The organism is Candidatus Nucleicultrix amoebiphila FS5 (assembly GCF_002117145.1).
Taxonomy (GTDB): Bacteria; Pseudomonadota; Alphaproteobacteria; order Caedimonadales; family Nucleicultricaceae; genus Nucleicultrix; species Nucleicultrix amoebiphila.
Window position 1 is genome coordinate 500,765 of the sequence record NZ_CP008743.1, and the last position, 14,500, is coordinate 515,264.

Here is a 14,500-nt window from a genome sequence, read left to right on the forward strand (position 1 = left end):
GCTTTGACCATCAACCATGACAGCAAAAATTATTAAACATTTTGAAGATTTGATCAGCCAATATGATGCTTATATTTTTAGTGTCCGAGGCGTCTTTTATGAAGATGAAATTGTGTATGAAGACGCTATTCAAGTGATCAAGAATCTCTCCAACTTAAGAAAATCTGTAGGTATGCTTTCCAACGCACGCGAGCGTTCTGAAGAAATGATGAAATTTTTAGAAAGCATTGGGATAACCCCTCCCCACTATCAAGCCCTTATGACGGCTGGAGAAGCCACCTATCAACATCTCTCTCGACAGAATGATATAAGACATGCGGTTTTAGGGAAGAAGTGTTATTTTTTAGGTCCTCAAAACGGTGTTCGTTTTCTCAAAGACCTTAACGTGAATAGAACGGATTTAATTGAAGAAGCTAGTTTTATTTTGGTCTACGGTTCGGATGGAATTCACGCAAAGGCCAGTGATTATCGCTCAATTCTTGAACAAGGCTTAAGACACCATATTCCCATGATTTGTATTAGTCGCGAACCTGTCAGTGATGGGCTTGAAGCAACCGCCCTTAATCCTGCAAAAATAGGTGAAGCCTACGAAAAGATGGGAGGCACTGTCTTTGTCCACGGCAAACCAAATGCATCTCTGTTTTTGAAAACAAGTAAAGATATGAATGTGGCAGACATTAAACGTGTTCTTGTTGTTGGCGATTCATTAAATGCCGATATCGCAGGTGCAAAAGCTGCGCATATGAAATCCATGCTGATCTTAAGCCACCTAACCCGCGCTGAGCTTAAGCTTCGACAAAAAAATCCCTCCCTTGAGGAGATTCGTGACATGGCCCACGAAAAAGGATATAATCCTTTATACATCATGAGTCATTTGACCTGGTAACCATATAGCAACAAATGTCGTCTTTAACATATTTACCCATATCCTTAACAATTCTGTTCTTCATACTGCTGTCAGCAATTTTTTCAGCATCGGAAACGGCGCTCATAGCAGCGTCAAAAGCTAAACTTCATCGCTTGTCCAAGAAAGGCTCCAATGCCGCTAAGATGGTGATGAGCATGCGTCTTGAGTCCGAAAAATTGATTGGCACTATATTACTGTGCAACAGCTTAGCGAATATCGTTTCAGCTTCTCTAGCAACTTATTTATTTACAAAATTTTGGGGGGAAACAGGCGTTTGGTACGCAACTGCTCTCATGACTTTTTTGATTGTGATTTATGCCGAAGTGATGCCAAAGATTTTTGCCATTAGTTTTGCTGAATCTTTAGCCATATTTCTTGCTCCTTCTATTAGTTTCTTGATCAAAATAACTTCTCCCATAACTTTTTTTATTGAAAAAATGGCGCGTTGGAGCCTTCGTCTAATGGGGGTAAAAATTGATCCAAAAGCACGTATTACCAGTTCTGAAGAAGAGTTGAGAGGAGCTATCGATCTGCACGAAGGATCACCCGAAAGTCGTCAAGAAAAAGCCATGATGCACAGCATTTTAGATCTAGGAGATGTGCATGTAGATGAAATTATGGTCCACCGCAGTGATGTGACAATGCTCGATGCGGATAGTGATCCCGCTACTATAATTGAGATGGTCACCAGCAGTCCTTTTACGCGCATTCCATTATGGGAAGAAAACACGGATAACATTATTGGCATTTTGAATGCGAAAGATTTATTAAGAGCCATTCGCTTTCATAACGGCAATTTGCAAAACATAAAAATCAAAGAAATCGTCAACAAACCTTGGTTCGTTCCTGAAACAACTACTCTTCATGAACAGTTACAAGCGTTTCGTGATCGCAAAGAACACTTTGCCATTGTCGTTGATGAATATGGCGCTTTTATTGGTATCGTGACGCTTGAAGATATTTTAGAAGAAATCGTCGGTGAAATTTCAGATGAGCATGACATTCAGATCCCTGGAATTTGGGGACAAATGAATGGCGATATTTTTGTGACAGGTTCTACAACTTTGAGAGATCTGAATCGACAATTTGATTGGGCCTTACCAGATATAGAAGCTTCAACTATTGCAGGCCTTGTGCTTCATGAAGCACGCAAAATTCCAAAAGTTGGACAAACATTTAATATCGAAGGTTTTCGCATTAAAGTTATTCGTCGTGTACGTAATAAACTCACTCTATTGCGTATAAGCTCAGTAAAGAAGGTATAGATGTCCATTAAAAATGAAATGTCATCCGTTTTAAAAGAGAAATTTTCACCTGAATTTCTCGAGATTATTGATGAGTCTGACAAACATGCAGGCCATGCAGGGAGCGCAGGGTTTTATGGCGAAAGTCACTTTAAAGTGACGATCATTTCTTCAAAGTTTTGTGGCCTCAATCAAATTGAACGCCACCGTGAGGTTTATCTTAGCTTGCATTTTATCATAAAACGTATCCATGCTTTGGCCTTAACGACAAAGGCTCCTGGCGAATAAATCCATTCTCGGTCGATTGAGCAATTTTTCAGACCGCTCTTCTCTGCTGGAAAGCCGCATAAATAGTTATTTTGCAACTCTTTTTAGAAAGGTCTTGGCGAGGCTTTCTAATTGTGCTTAAGTGCCCAATGATGGTTTATAGGGAGCCATAAATAGTCAGAAATTTTGCAAGGAGCACAGTATGGCAAAAGACGCCGAATCCGTTGTTGATTTAAAAACTCTCAAAGGTCAAACTGAACCAACTTTTCGCGTCACTGCTCCTGAAATAGAAAATATCCTATATGAGCCCTTCCCTGTCCTTGATCACGGTTTTATTCGTGTCGTTGACTATATGGGAGATGACAGCTCTATCGTTCAAGCAGCCCGTATTTCCTATGGAAAAGGCACCAAAAAAGTCAATGAAGATAGAGGGTTAATCCGCTATCTCATGAGACATCGCCACACAACACCCTTTGAAATGTGCGAAATCAAACTGCATGTAAAACTTCCTTTATTCGTTTCCCGTGAATGGTTGCGTCATCGTACAGCCAGCATTAACGAATATTCCGGGCGTTACTCTATTTTAGGCAAGGAATTTTACATCCCTCAACGTAATCAATTGGGTAAACAATCACAAACCAATCGTCAGGGTCGTGGAGACCTTTTGAATGATGAAGAAGCCAACCGCGTATTAGAAATTCTAAAAAGCGATGCTCATCAAGTCTATGAACACTATGAAGAGATGCTCAATGCTGATCAAGAAGGCAACGTACTGGATGCTAATCGTGAAGGACTGACACGAGAACTTGCTCGGATGAATTTGACATTGAATTACTATACGGAGTGGTATTGGAAAATTGACTTGCACAATCTAATGCATTTCTTAAGTTTGCGTGCTGATGATCATGCACAGTATGAGATTCGCGCTTATGCGTATGTGATTCTCGATATTCTCAAACGATGGGTTCCTCTTACCTATGAAGCCTTTATGGATTATCGTTTTAAAAGCGCTTATCTATCCAAAGCTGGGTTAGAAGTCGTCAAAAGAATGCTGAAGGGACAGGAAGTGCAAGCGCAGGATGTAGGGCTTAGTCCGCGTGAATGGCGCGAATTAATGGCCCAGCTAGAAATTGAAGATGGTGAAAAACAACAAAAGAAAAGGGCTTAACCTTTGAAAGATCGCAGCAAATTTAAGGTGATCACGTCATCACCAAGTCGCACAACTATTGAACTTGATGATTTAGATGCAGCAATTATTCTCAAGGTTGATGGGACGCTCAAAGCTTCTCTCCCAGAAGTTAAAACTGAAACTGTGCCTGAAAATATCATTACAGCTGCAGCTCTTGTTTATGCTTTGAACGACGAAGAGCTGTGTAACTTGATCCGCAAACGTTTTGTGGAAAAGTGCTTACCCCAAAAAAAAGAAAAATAAATTTTAATTCAATACCTGACGTACCAATTTGAAACGTCTTAGGACTTTATCAACAATAAGCCACGTTCCACCAACACCTACGATAAACACCACCCCTATTTTAATCAACAATGGCAAGCTGGAAGAAATCAAAACATATTGCAGCCAGATAACGGGCACCTCATGAAGAAGAAAAATTCCATAAGTATTCAAAGACAAATTACGCCACAGTGAATTTGAATGATTCAAAAAACGATACCCCAAGGCCATGTAAAAAATAAATTGACTGAAAATAAATCCACTAAAAAGCACGGTTCTGAGGAAAGAGAGCTGGCTATGATCTATAAAGATAGTCCATAAAGTCTCGAAGGATTCTTTCTGATTCAATGCTTTTCTAAAAGAAGAATCATAAGCACCGTCTTCAATAAAACTTAGACTAAACCCCACATAGGCAACTCCCATAACAATGGCTATCATAAAGAATCCGAACCATTTAGAAGCAAAGCGCTGTAACCATTCTTTCTCATGTAAAACGCCCGATTCCATAACTGCTGATCCTAATAAAAAAAACAGCGCCTGGATTAGAAAACGTGAGCCTTGGAGACTAAAGAACCACCATACACGAAACCACCAAGGTGCCCCCCAAATCAAATCAGTGATAGAAGCGATGGCTATCAATAGCATAAGAAAACTTATGCAAAATAAGATAGGTCTTTTAACAACTTTACTCACAAGTGCTCCAAGTCCTCTGATGAGTCCTGGAAAAAGCAGATAAAGAATCATTAAGATGAGACTATAAAAAAACAAGACCCACAGAACCCAAAATGGACCACTTGCAGAAAGATTATAAGGAAAATAATGCTCAAACCAATAAGCACCATAGGACACCATAGGATCTTCTTGGTCATGAAAACTGGCGTACTGTAAAAGTGGTGTAATAAAAATAACGCCCAAAACGAAGGGAATACCAAGGTGAACCAATCGATTTTTTAAAAATCCCCCTGCTCCATTTTTTTGAATAGAGGGAATAACAAATAAACCAGAAATAAAAAATATCATGGGCATGATGATGCTGTTAGACACCATATAAAAAACATCAAAAATCACTGTACGATCAAAATCCGTAATAAAATGTAATCCGCCCCAACGCTGAGCATAGGCATGGACTGAGTGGTCCAATGCCAGCATCATAAAAATAAGGGCCCTTAGATAATCAATATAAATAAGACGATTTTGATTGATACCGTGGGGTGACATTTAAAGGATCCTTCTTAAGACGGGTATTTTGCGTAAAACCTTTTCTACCAAAAGCCAAGAAACAAAGAACGCTATGCCGCCTGAAGTTAAAAATTTAAAGAAGACAGGCATGGGTTCGCCATAAAGTCCTTTGTGAATCCAAACCACAAATCCTTCGTGAATCAAGTAAATTCCATAGGAACATACCGCCAATGATTGCCAAAGAGCGATCGGGCGATTTAAGAAACGATAGAAAATAGCCATTAAACTCAACGTCTGTAAGGCGCAGAAAATACCATGAAGCGTTGTGCGCACCAGAATTGCCGGAACCGTTTCTTCAAAAATTGGCCAAGCTTCTTCCCACTCTCCCCCCATGCGAAAGAACCGTCTCAATTCATTATTATAGGCATCATCAAGATTATTAAGCGTAAACCCAATATAAAAAATTCCGACAATAATGGTCGCTATCACTAAGAAAGACCATCGATCCGAAAATTTTTTCCAAAAATCTTTATCATTTAAAAGATCAGATTCTCCGATGGCAACCCCCACAAAGAAATACACACCAATGAGAATAAACCGAGAAGCTTGTACATGAAAGAATCTCCCCCAACCTATAAACCAAGGAGCTCCCCAAATTAAATCTGAAACACCCAAAATAATAGCGCTTAAGACAGCAAATATGCAAAACCCTGGAATAGGATGATGAAACATCCAGGAAACGACTTTACTCAGCAAACGAATGAGACCAGGAATGATACTATAAATAACGACTGCAATCAAAGTTAAGAGAATTAAATAGTAAAGGAACCAAAAAATACCTACTTGAACAAATTCTGCTGTCATTGAGTTATACCAAAACTCACCATAACTCAGGGCATTAGCCCCCTCTTTCGTCACATGATCTGCATAACTTACAACGGGTGATAGCAACGGCACACCCACTACAAAAGGCACCACCAGTCTTAAGAATCGTTCTTTGCTAAAGCTCAGATATCCGCGTCTTTTTAAAGAAGGCAACACAAAGATCCCCGATAAAAAATACAAAATAGGCATCATGAAGCTATTATTATTCATATGAAAAATATCAAAGAAGATATTGCTGTCTATGTCAGGTAAAAACCAGAAATTTCTGAAATGCGGCGCATAAGCTTGCAAAGCATGGTCAAAGACCACAAGGGCAACAACAAATCCTCTTAAATAATCAAGAAACAAATAACGATTGGGTGTATGTTCATAGGTCATAAGTGCTTCCTCTTTTTGAGTGATTTTAGCAATCTTATTTAAAATAAGGAAGCGTGAAGGTTATTTGTGCTAGCTTCATTTGTTACCTGCATTTCAAGAATCTTAGATTCTTTTTGAGTAAATGACAGGTAAAGGCCTAGCTGACGCAAAAGTTCCATAGCAACGAAAGCATGAATTGTATGAGGTGTTAGCTCATCCATGCTTCCTTTCCCCTCAAGGACTCTTATGACATCAGTTTTCATTGCAAGCAAATTTCCACTCAGAGTTAAATGTAAGTCAAGTTCTTCAGGTCGCTTTTGGTTCATGAGCTTAATCTTTCCCCCATAAGGAGCTGTTTCAACGGCAACTAACACGAGATTCAAAAGCATCTTTCCCCATAAAGCGAGATCAAAAGTAGAGGATTCTGTTGCAGAATCTATATCCCACTCAAGACTAATTTTAAGAGGTCTTAAGAATCCTTCCAAGAGTTGATGCGTTCCTGAAGCAGTCACTAATGGGCCAGATTTTGATGCTCCAAAAGCAGCTCTGTAAAACACAAGACGGCTATTCGCAGTTTCAGAGCTATTGCGTAAAATCTCTAAAATCTGATTACGATCCTTTTCGTCACAATCGCTTAAAATTTCCAAACCACTACTAATAGCACCCATTGGCGTTATAAGATCATGGCATAAGCGTGAACACATTAATTGAGAAAGACCAAGTTTATTCATGATTATCGCTTTATATTGTTCTTCCTCTCTCATTATACTCAAAATTTTATTTCTGTGCAGAGTTTTTATTTTAGCGGGGTTTCAAAGGTTTAGACAATTTTATTAATTTCATCATAGACGAATGCTCTAGGACTGGCTATGAATATTGTCATTAAAAAATCCTTTAAGATAAGGTCCTGACTTACAAGATGTTTGAGAAACGTTATCTTAGACACATTGCCGGCAGTATTTGTATTATCCTGGCGATAAGTGTTGCTTTGCATCACTATCTATCGCACCGCCCTAAAATAAAAGAAATTGAACAAGTTCCTCCCGTAGAAGAGGCTGTTGTTGAAGAACCGAGTGAAACGGTTGTTGAAGAGGTTATAAAACTTAAAAAGGGGGAAACTTTAATTACAGCCCTCACCAATGTGGGTATAGATAAACTACAAGCCCAAGGCGTCGCTGAAGCCCTCAAGAAAGTCTTTAAGCCAAAAGATTTACGTCCTGATCATGAGCTTTATCTTACTATCCGCCAATATCGTGATAAACCTGAATTTCGAGACCTTGAAGAACTCAACTTTGAGGCCACCATTGATAGTTCAATTACGGTGACAAAAACTGATGGCGTCTTTAAAGCTCAAAAGGAAGCCAAAAAGCTTATTCTCAGTATACGAAGGGTTTCTGGTCAAATTGAAAGCGGTCTTTATGTAGATGCTTCCAAGCGAAACGTTCCATCAAAAATTCTTCATGAGATGACCCAAAACTTGCTTTATGAAATTGACTTTCAACGTGCCTTTCACCCAGGTGATACTTATGGTCTCATCTATGAAACAGATGTAAATCCAGATTCTTTAAAAGAACAACCGCGCTCTTTACTCTTCGCCATTGTTGAACTTCAAGACAAAACTGTTAGCTTTTATCGTTTTAAACCTGAGAAGGGCGATTCAGGATATTATAACGCTAAAGGTGAAAGCATAAAACGCGGACTTTTAAGAACTCCAATTGATGGCGCCAAAATTTCCTCTCGATATGGCATGCGACGCCATCCAATTTTAGGATATACACGCGCCCATAAAGGCGTGGACTTCTCCGCCCCAAGCGGCACCCCTATTATGGCATCAGGTAGCGGAGTCGTAGATAAATCAGGTCACTCTAGAGGTTATGGTAATTGTGTACGCATTAAACACAATCATGAATATTCGACGTTCTATGCCCATCTTAGTCGATTTGCAAAAGGCATGAAGGCAGGCAAACGTGTAAAACAAGGCGAAGTAATTGGCTACGTTGGTTCAACAGGTCTCGCTTCAGGCCCTCATTTGCATTATGAATTACTACGATTTAACACTCAAATTAACCCAAGCAAGGTAAGCATGTTGCCTGCTGCCAAGCTTTCTGGCAAGGACATGGAACGTTTTAAGGCATTTAAGGCAAAGATTGATCAACAATACAAGACTGTTAGACAAGCTGAGGCCCCAAAGCCTGCAAAAGGCTAAAACAAAAAATAAAGAGATTGCCTGAATATAATTTGCTGCGTAAAATCGCCACACTTTAAATTTGGTTTAAGAATTAGGATATTGACAAATGCTTGAGGTTTTTCGCAAGGCATCTACCACATGGTGGTTTAGAGCATTCTTCTTGATACTCGCCATCGCTTTTGGCTTTTTATGGGGAATTGGGGACGTCATCAACCGTATTGGTGGCGGTGGCAATCAAACAGTGATCAGTATTGGGTCACGAAAAATTAGTGCTCGAGAATTCGAATACATGGTCGCTCGTCAAATCCACAATGCTGAGCAAAATCTAAAAGAAAAGATTGATCGTAAAAAAGCACGTGAAATGGGCATCGATACTTATGTGATGCAAAAGCTTGTTAATGATACTTTGTTGGAACTTGAAGCTGAGCGTTTAGGAATCCTTGTCTCTGACGATATGGTACGAAATCGTATTCATGCAGAAAAAGTCTTTCAAAACCAAGATAGTTCTTTTAATCGCGATATCTTTAAATCAATTATTGAGCGTGTAGGTTTTTCGGAAAAGTCATATGTAGAGCTGATGCGCAAAGAGCTCGTGCGTGAAAATCTTTTAAAGGCTATTGCAGTAGGGATTACAGCTCCTAAGGCAATGATCGCGCCTCTCTATCGTTGGCAGCATGAGGTGCGTCGTGTGAATGGCGTCCTTATTGAAGCTAAGGAAAATTTAGTAAAAGAAACCCCCACAGAAGAACAACTGCGTACTTTTTATGGAGAAAACCTAAAGCGCTTTGAAGCTCCTGAATATCGCAGTGTGTCAGCCTTAGTCTTTGATCCAAATAAGCTTATCAATACAATCGCTATTTCTGATCAACAAGCCCAAGAAGAATTTGAAAGCCGTCCTGATGAATACCAAGGCAAAACTTTCGAACAAGTAAAAAATGAGATCATTAGCTTTCTTAAGAAACAACAAGCCAATGAAAAAATCCAAAAACTAGGTGTTGAAATTGAAGATGCTCTCGGTGGAGGAAGTACTTTTGAGGAAGTCGCAAAGGCTCATAGTTTAGAGATTATGCAACTCCCACTTTTGGATAAGCAAGGTCAACCTGATCCTTTTAGCGATCAAAATCAGCCTAAATCTCTGACTGATCTTGAAAAAGCTATTTTGGAGGAAGGATTCCACCAAAAAGATGTCGACGTCCCAGGTGATGTTGTAGACGGCGCAGACGGTAAGCTTATTATTGCTAAAGTTGATAAACTCACGCCTTCATCCCAAAGACCCTTCCATAATATCAAAGACAAACTCGTTCCTTTTTGGAAACAAGAAAAAGCATTTGATGCCGCTAAAGCTTTGGCTGAAGAAATTGCAAAAGCTTTAAACGAAGGACAATCACCTCAAAATCTTGAAAAAAGATACCCTGTCAAAGCCTTTAGAACACGTATTGATCGTAGCGGAGATTTAAGTAAGTTTCTGACAAAAATGCCTAAAAACATGATTGCTCAGCTTTTCTCTGTTGCAAAAAACAAACCTGTTTTAGGCGTTCAAAAAGATGACGATAAAACAACTTTGATCGTTGGCTTTGTCTCTGAAATTGAAAAGTCATCAGAAATCCCCAATCAAGAGAAAATGGCTGAGTTTGCCAAGGTTCTACAAATGACTCTCAGCAACGATATTTTGATGGAATACATTATTTCCATTGAAAAGAAAAACCCAGTGGAAGTGAACAAAGGCTATTTCAAAGAGCCTCTTGAAACAGCTCCCGCTTCAGCTGGTTTTGAAGACTAAGCGATCACCGCTTTCTGAGAAATAGGAGAAAAGCGCCTATTAAGAAGAAAGAAAAAGGTGCCAACCAAAGAATATAAGTCAACCGATTAATAGGCGGGGAGAGATTAATGCTCTCCCCGAATTGATTGGAGAGCTCTTGAAGAATCGTCTCTTCTCCCATACCTTTTTGCAAGGATTCAAATATTTTAGCACGCAAAGCTTCAGCGATAGGAGCCTCAGAATCCGAAAGAGATTGGCCTTTGCAGACAGGACATTTGACTTGAGCATATATGGATAGTGCTCGTTTTGAGAGATCTTCTTGACTTGGAAAAGTTGGCTGTGACAGGAGACACGCTCCTATAAATAACCAAAATCGCATTTTAGGAATATTTATCAAGGATGGGGATAAGATCGTTCTCAACCATTTCAAAACTAAGGGCTCCTCGATGATGAAAACGAATAATACCTTGGCTATCAACTACGAAAGTCTCAGGAACACCCACGATTCCCCATTGAGACGCCATGGAGCCCGTCTTATCCATTCCTATTACTTCAAAAGGATCCCCCTGTTGCGTTAAAAATGCTTCAAGCATGTCCGATCGATCGCGCAAAGCAATTCCATAAATTTTAATGCCTTTTTTGACGGCCATATGCTTAAGAACAGGATGTTCAATTCGACACATGGAACACCAACTTGCAAAAAAATTGATGACGGCAGCTTTACCTTTTATGGTGTCAGAGTCAAAAACTTGCAATTGATAGGGAGATCTTGCAAAAGTCGTTACAGAAAAATCTGGGATTTGTTGCCCAACCAAAGATGATTGATAGGTCAAAGTCTGACGTAACGTTACCCACAAAAGAGCAACGACCAAGACTCCCACGATAACAATTGGAATTGAGAATTTAAATTTTTTGCTCATATAATCCACCTTAATGATTTTTCCGTGCAAACACAATGGCGAGCAGTACACCTAATATCATCACTACCCCCCCCATCCAAATCATCAATACATTTGGATGATAGTACACTCTTAAAGACCAACGCCCATCTTCTAATCGATCTCCTAATGCAATGTAAAGAATTGTAAGTCTTTGAAATAAAAGCGCCGTCTCAATAGTTTGTGTATTACGCAGATGATAAATGCGACGCTCTGGTTCTAAAATAGTATTCTCAGTTCCTATGGCGACTGAGATTTTAGCCTTCTCTGTCGAGTAATTGGTGTCAGATTTTTTCTGCACATCCAAAAGCTCGATTTTAAAATTATGAAATATATAAGGTTTATGGAGCGGCATAGCCAAAAGCGTTTCTTCTTTGACAAGACTCGTCCATGAAACACCCAAGACACAAATGCCAACTCCTATATGAGCGACAATCATTGGCAACTGCTTAACCTTAAAAAATGACGACTGTTTACGCAAAAGGCCTTTTAAAGAAGTAAGAATTAACCAACTTCCAAAAAGTAACCCAAAGCAACTAAGGCACAAATGCCTCTCAAAAATAAAGAGCAGCAATAAAGTGACAACTAACATAACAATGAGAACAGGCATTAAAGCACGTATCAGTTCTTGAAAATTTTGTTTCTTTAGAAGAAAAGGCCCTAACCCAGCCAACGTCATACCAATAAAAGCAATCGGCACAAAAGTAGCCTCAAAATAAGGAGGACCAACGGATATTTTGGTGCCTGTTATGGCTTCAAGAAAAACTGGATAAAGTGTGCCTAACAAAACTGTAAAAGCAAGAGTTGTCATAACTATGAGTTGTATCTTCATCAGTCCGTTCAAAGATAGAAATGGCGATTTTAAAATTGTAAATTTGATCGCATGCGCTTTCACAGCATAGACACTTAAACCCGAAGCAATGATTGTTCCGATCACAAGAAAAAGAGCAACACTACGCTCACCTCCTTCACTAAAGGAATGCACTGACATCACTAAACCAGAACGCACAATAAATGTTCCAAGAAGAGCGGACGAGAAAACCAGGATCGCAAGAAGAACTGCAGCTTGTTTAGACTGCTCTTTAGATTCTAAGTGTTTTAAACTATGAATCAAGGCACTTGCGAGTAACCAAGGGATAAGTGATATATTCTCAACAGGATCCCAAAACCACCATCCTCCCCATCCTAATTCATAATAAGCCCACCAACTCCCTCCAATGACACCAAGAGTAAGAATTGCCCATAACATCAAAGCCCATGGTCGACAATGTTTTGCCCATGCTTTATCAATTTTTTCAGTAATTAATCCGGCGACTCCCATGGAGAAAATAAGAGAGAACCCTACAAAACCTAAATACAATGAAGGAGGATGAGTTAACATCGATGGGTCTTGAAGAATAGGATTCATATCTATCCCATCAAAAGTATCCCCATCAAAACGTTCAAAAGGATTTGCGAAAAATAAAGTATAGATCAAAAATGCAAAGGTCATGAAAGATTGAAGGGCAAGCGTATAGAGCACAAAAACTTTAGGGTGATGAAAACTGGTCAGACTGTATAAAGCACCAAACCCAGATAGAACAAGAACCCACAAGAGCATAGACCCTTCATGATTACTCCATATCCCCACTATTTTGTAAATCATAGGCGTAAATGTTGCCGAATTAAATGCCGTGATCATTAAGCTAAAATCAGAAGTGATAAAAGCCAGAACGATCGATATAAAGCCAATCAAAATAAGGATAAATTGACTTACACTTGAAAGTCGCACAGCCAATAAGGCATCATCTTTAAATTTTTTGAAAAGCCAATGAGAAGCAACTCCTTGAGCAAGAGAGATAAAAGTTGCAGCAATTAATGCACTAAAGCCATAATCAATCATGATTCATTTTTTAATGATTTAAGGAGCTGGGTTTTCTCAACACTTTTTTTCTTTTCGGGAGGCCGATAGGTTTCATCATGCTTAGCAAGAAGTAAATGTGCTTTAAAAGTCCCATTTCCCAAAAGAATTCCTTCTATCACCACGCCTTGTTTTTCACGAAACAATGTTGGTAAAACTCCTTGATATTGCACTTTTAATCGCGCAGTTTCATCCTTGACATAAAAATTAACCATCAAAGATTTTGGATCAATCTTAAGAGAACCTTCTTCAACCAATCCCCCTATCCTTATTGCCTTTCCCGACAAATTTGGCTTTGTTAAAAGCTCTGAAGGAGTAAGAAAATACATCATATTTTCTTCTAGAGCCCACAATAACAAACCTATGCCAGCCGAAACACTTAAAAGCGTAAGCAGAATAAAAACCAAACGCTGCTTTTTCTTTGAATGCATCATTCCTCTTTTGAAATCTCCAAAGCTTGCAAATTCTTTTTTAACCTAATATTTTTAAGAATAGCGAGAAGCGTCATAACAGAAAAAATAGTGCCCGTTGTCAGGTATGACAGCAAAATATAAATATTGTAATCACCCATGAAGACCTCTCTTGCGAAGACGATAGAGAACCGCATTTACTTTGGCGTCCAAGAGCTCACCTTCTAATCGAATTAAAAGCAGCATAATAAAAAAGCTGGCATATCCAGCAGCCATTATAAAAAGCGGAATCAGCATCGATGAGTCAATAGCGGGCTTTGCGAAGCGCAACACACTGGCGGGCTGATGCAACGTATTCCACCACTCAACAGAAAATTTGATAATCGGCAGGTTAATAATACCAATAATGGCTAAAACATTAGCCGCTTTTAACCCTTGGGTTTTATTATCATAGGTTTGCGCCAAGGTCATATAACCGAAATATAAGAACAGCAAAATCAGTACGGAGGTTAAGCGAGCATCCCACACCCACCACGCTCCCCACATGGGTTTTCCCCACAAGGACCCCGTAATCAAACTTAAGATAGTAAAACCCGCTCCTATAGGCGCTGCTGCTTTTGCTGTAAGGTCCGCCATAGGCAATCGGAAAATAAGATTTAAAAAACTAAAAAAAGCGATAAAAGCATAAACACCCAAAGCCATCCAAGAAGCAGGTACATGTACATACATTATCCGCACAAAGTCTCCTTGTTGATAATCAACGGGAGATTCAAAAAGGGCAAACCATACTCCAATTGTTAGCAAAACGAGGGTGCTCACCGTAACAACAGTCATGACCCTTTTTTTCCAAAAAAGAATCTTATGCGGCTTCATGATCAATCTATTATTTTTTTTCATCAGAACACCTTAATGGGATTTGATCACGGCCTCAAGAAAAACTCGTCGTTAGTTTCTCTTGCGTGAAAGCGTCAAAATCGCTAGAACTAGCAAATATCTAAATATGTTTAAGAAGGATA

Annotated in this window: 16 protein-coding genes; 7 read left to right on the top strand and 9 right to left on the bottom strand. The window is 39.3% G+C overall.

All coding sequences use genetic code 11. The annotated features are described in order from the left end of the window. Positions 1 to 16: 16 nt before the first annotated feature. The 5 genes from GQ61_RS02355 (at position 17) to GQ61_RS02375 (ending at position 3,850) form a co-directional block, all read left to right on the top strand. The gene (locus GQ61_RS02355) at positions 17 to 886 is read left to right on the top strand and encodes a TIGR01459 family HAD-type hydrolase (protein ID WP_085783760.1); all 870 of its coding nucleotides are present in this window, start codon (positions 17 to 19) and stop codon (positions 884 to 886) included. Positions 887 to 900: 14 nt separating this feature from the next. Further along, entirely contained in the window at positions 901 to 2,172 is a 1,272-nt protein-coding gene (locus tag GQ61_RS02360; RefSeq protein WP_085783761.1) for an HlyC/CorC family transporter, read from the top strand. Further along, entirely contained in the window at positions 2,173 to 2,439 is a 267-nt protein-coding gene (locus GQ61_RS02365; protein ID WP_085783762.1) for a BolA family protein, read from the top strand. It begins immediately after the preceding gene. Between the two features lie 181 nt (positions 2,440 to 2,620). Next, a complete protein-coding gene (thyX, locus tag GQ61_RS02370) occupies positions 2,621 to 3,586 on the top strand; it encodes an FAD-dependent thymidylate synthase (RefSeq protein WP_085783763.1) in 966 nt (321 codons plus the stop codon). Between the two features lie 3 nt (positions 3,587 to 3,589). Continuing rightward, positions 3,590 to 3,850, top strand: coding sequence for a hypothetical protein (locus GQ61_RS02375; protein ID WP_085783764.1), 261 nt, complete (start codon positions 3,590 to 3,592; stop codon positions 3,848 to 3,850). Between the two features lie 3 nt (positions 3,851 to 3,853). On the opposite strand, the gene GQ61_RS02380 is transcribed toward GQ61_RS02375, so the two are convergent. The 3 genes from GQ61_RS02380 to GQ61_RS02390 are packed head-to-tail and all read right to left on the bottom strand — an operon-like array spanning position 3,854 to position 7,020. Beyond that, complete coding sequence (locus GQ61_RS02380; RefSeq protein WP_085783765.1) at positions 3,854 to 5,086, bottom strand: acyltransferase family protein; 1,233 nt, start codon at positions 5,084 to 5,086, stop codon at positions 3,854 to 3,856. Then, the gene (locus GQ61_RS02385) at positions 5,087 to 6,310 is read right to left on the bottom strand and encodes an acyltransferase family protein (protein WP_085783766.1); all 1,224 of its coding nucleotides are present in this window, start codon (positions 6,308 to 6,310) and stop codon (positions 5,087 to 5,089) included. A 38-nt stretch (positions 6,311 to 6,348) separates the two neighbouring features. Then, a complete protein-coding gene (locus tag GQ61_RS02390; RefSeq protein WP_198157376.1) occupies positions 6,349 to 7,020 on the bottom strand; it encodes a histidine phosphotransferase family protein in 672 nt (223 codons plus the stop codon). A 188-nt stretch (positions 7,021 to 7,208) separates the two neighbouring features. On the opposite strand from GQ61_RS02390, the gene GQ61_RS02395 reads away from it, so the two are divergent. Both GQ61_RS02395 and GQ61_RS02400 read left to right on the top strand, forming a co-directional pair. Beyond that, positions 7,209 to 8,495 (top strand): M23 family metallopeptidase, encoded by a 1,287-nt coding sequence (locus tag GQ61_RS02395; RefSeq protein WP_085783768.1) that lies wholly within the window; start codon positions 7,209 to 7,211, stop codon positions 8,493 to 8,495. 88 nt (positions 8,496 to 8,583) lie between these two features. Beyond that, the gene (locus GQ61_RS02400) at positions 8,584 to 10,257 is read left to right on the top strand and encodes a peptidylprolyl isomerase (RefSeq protein ID WP_085783769.1); all 1,674 of its coding nucleotides are present in this window, start codon (positions 8,584 to 8,586) and stop codon (positions 10,255 to 10,257) included. Positions 10,258 to 10,261: 4 nt separating this feature from the next. Here the strand turns inward: GQ61_RS02400 and GQ61_RS09395 are convergent, their stop codons facing one another. Genes GQ61_RS09395 through GQ61_RS02425 form a run of 6 tightly spaced genes read right to left on the bottom strand, consistent with a single transcriptional unit; the run spans position 10,262 to position 14,381 of the window. Next, positions 10,262 to 10,615 carry a cytochrome c-type biogenesis protein gene (locus GQ61_RS09395; protein ID WP_085783770.1) on the bottom strand — a complete coding sequence of 118 codons (354 nt, stop codon included), beginning with the start codon at positions 10,613 to 10,615 and terminating at the stop codon, positions 10,262 to 10,264. 1 nt (position 10,616) lies between these two features. Beyond that, positions 10,617 to 11,156, bottom strand: a complete 540-nt coding sequence (locus tag GQ61_RS02410) for a DsbE family thiol:disulfide interchange protein (protein WP_085783771.1) — start codon at positions 11,154 to 11,156, stop codon at positions 10,617 to 10,619. A 10-nt stretch (positions 11,157 to 11,166) separates the two neighbouring features. Next, a complete protein-coding gene (locus GQ61_RS02415) occupies positions 11,167 to 13,056 on the bottom strand; it encodes a heme lyase CcmF/NrfE family subunit (protein ID WP_085783772.1) in 1,890 nt (629 codons plus the stop codon). Then, positions 13,053 to 13,508, bottom strand: coding sequence for a cytochrome c maturation protein CcmE (gene ccmE / locus GQ61_RS02420; protein ID WP_198157377.1), 456 nt, complete (start codon positions 13,506 to 13,508; stop codon positions 13,053 to 13,055). Before ccmE ends, GQ61_RS02415 begins: the two co-directional genes overlap by 4 nt. Then, on the bottom strand, positions 13,505 to 13,645 hold the full coding sequence (locus tag GQ61_RS09235; protein ID WP_198157378.1) for a hypothetical protein: 141 nt from the start codon (positions 13,643 to 13,645) through the stop codon (positions 13,505 to 13,507). Before GQ61_RS09235 ends, ccmE begins: the two co-directional genes overlap by 4 nt. Next, positions 13,638 to 14,381, bottom strand: coding sequence for a heme ABC transporter permease (locus tag GQ61_RS02425; RefSeq protein WP_085783774.1), 744 nt, complete (start codon positions 14,379 to 14,381; stop codon positions 13,638 to 13,640). Before GQ61_RS02425 ends, GQ61_RS09235 begins: the two co-directional genes overlap by 8 nt. Between the last annotated feature and the right edge of the window lie 119 nt (positions 14,382 to 14,500).

Excerpts from the sequence above, each read along its gene's own strand:
- GQ61_RS02355 (WP_085783760.1), top strand. The coding sequence starts at position 17 with ATGACAGCAAAAATTATTAAACATTTTGAAGATTTGATCAGCCAATAT.
- GQ61_RS02360 (WP_085783761.1), top strand. The coding sequence starts at position 901 with ATGTCGTCTTTAACATATTTACCCATATCCTTAACAATTCTGTTCTTC.
- GQ61_RS02365 (WP_085783762.1), top strand. The coding sequence starts at position 2,173 with ATGTCCATTAAAAATGAAATGTCATCCGTTTTAAAAGAGAAATTTTCA.
- thyX (WP_085783763.1), top strand. The coding sequence starts at position 2,621 with ATGGCAAAAGACGCCGAATCCGTTGTTGATTTAAAAACTCTCAAAGGT.
- GQ61_RS02380 (WP_085783765.1), bottom strand. The coding sequence starts at position 5,086 with ATGTCACCCCACGGTATCAATCAAAATCGTCTTATTTATATTGATTAT.
- GQ61_RS02385 (WP_085783766.1), bottom strand. The coding sequence starts at position 6,310 with ATGACCTATGAACATACACCCAATCGTTATTTGTTTCTTGATTATTTA.
- GQ61_RS02390 (WP_198157376.1), bottom strand. The coding sequence starts at position 7,020 with ATGAATAAACTTGGTCTTTCTCAATTAATGTGTTCACGCTTATGCCAT.
- GQ61_RS02395 (WP_085783768.1), top strand. The coding sequence starts at position 7,209 with ATGTTTGAGAAACGTTATCTTAGACACATTGCCGGCAGTATTTGTATT.
- GQ61_RS02400 (WP_085783769.1), top strand. The coding sequence starts at position 8,584 with ATGCTTGAGGTTTTTCGCAAGGCATCTACCACATGGTGGTTTAGAGCA.
- GQ61_RS09395 (WP_085783770.1), bottom strand. The coding sequence starts at position 10,615 with ATGCGATTTTGGTTATTTATAGGAGCGTGTCTCCTGTCACAGCCAACT.
- GQ61_RS02410 (WP_085783771.1), bottom strand. The coding sequence starts at position 11,156 with ATGAGCAAAAAATTTAAATTCTCAATTCCAATTGTTATCGTGGGAGTC.
- GQ61_RS02415 (WP_085783772.1), bottom strand. The coding sequence starts at position 13,056 with ATGATTGATTATGGCTTTAGTGCATTAATTGCTGCAACTTTTATCTCT.
- ccmE (WP_198157377.1), bottom strand. The coding sequence starts at position 13,508 with ATGATGCATTCAAAGAAAAAGCAGCGTTTGGTTTTTATTCTGCTTACG.
- GQ61_RS09235 (WP_198157378.1), bottom strand. The coding sequence starts at position 13,645 with ATGGGTGATTACAATATTTATATTTTGCTGTCATACCTGACAACGGGC.
- GQ61_RS02425 (WP_085783774.1), bottom strand. The coding sequence starts at position 14,381 with ATGAAAAAAAATAATAGATTGATCATGAAGCCGCATAAGATTCTTTTT.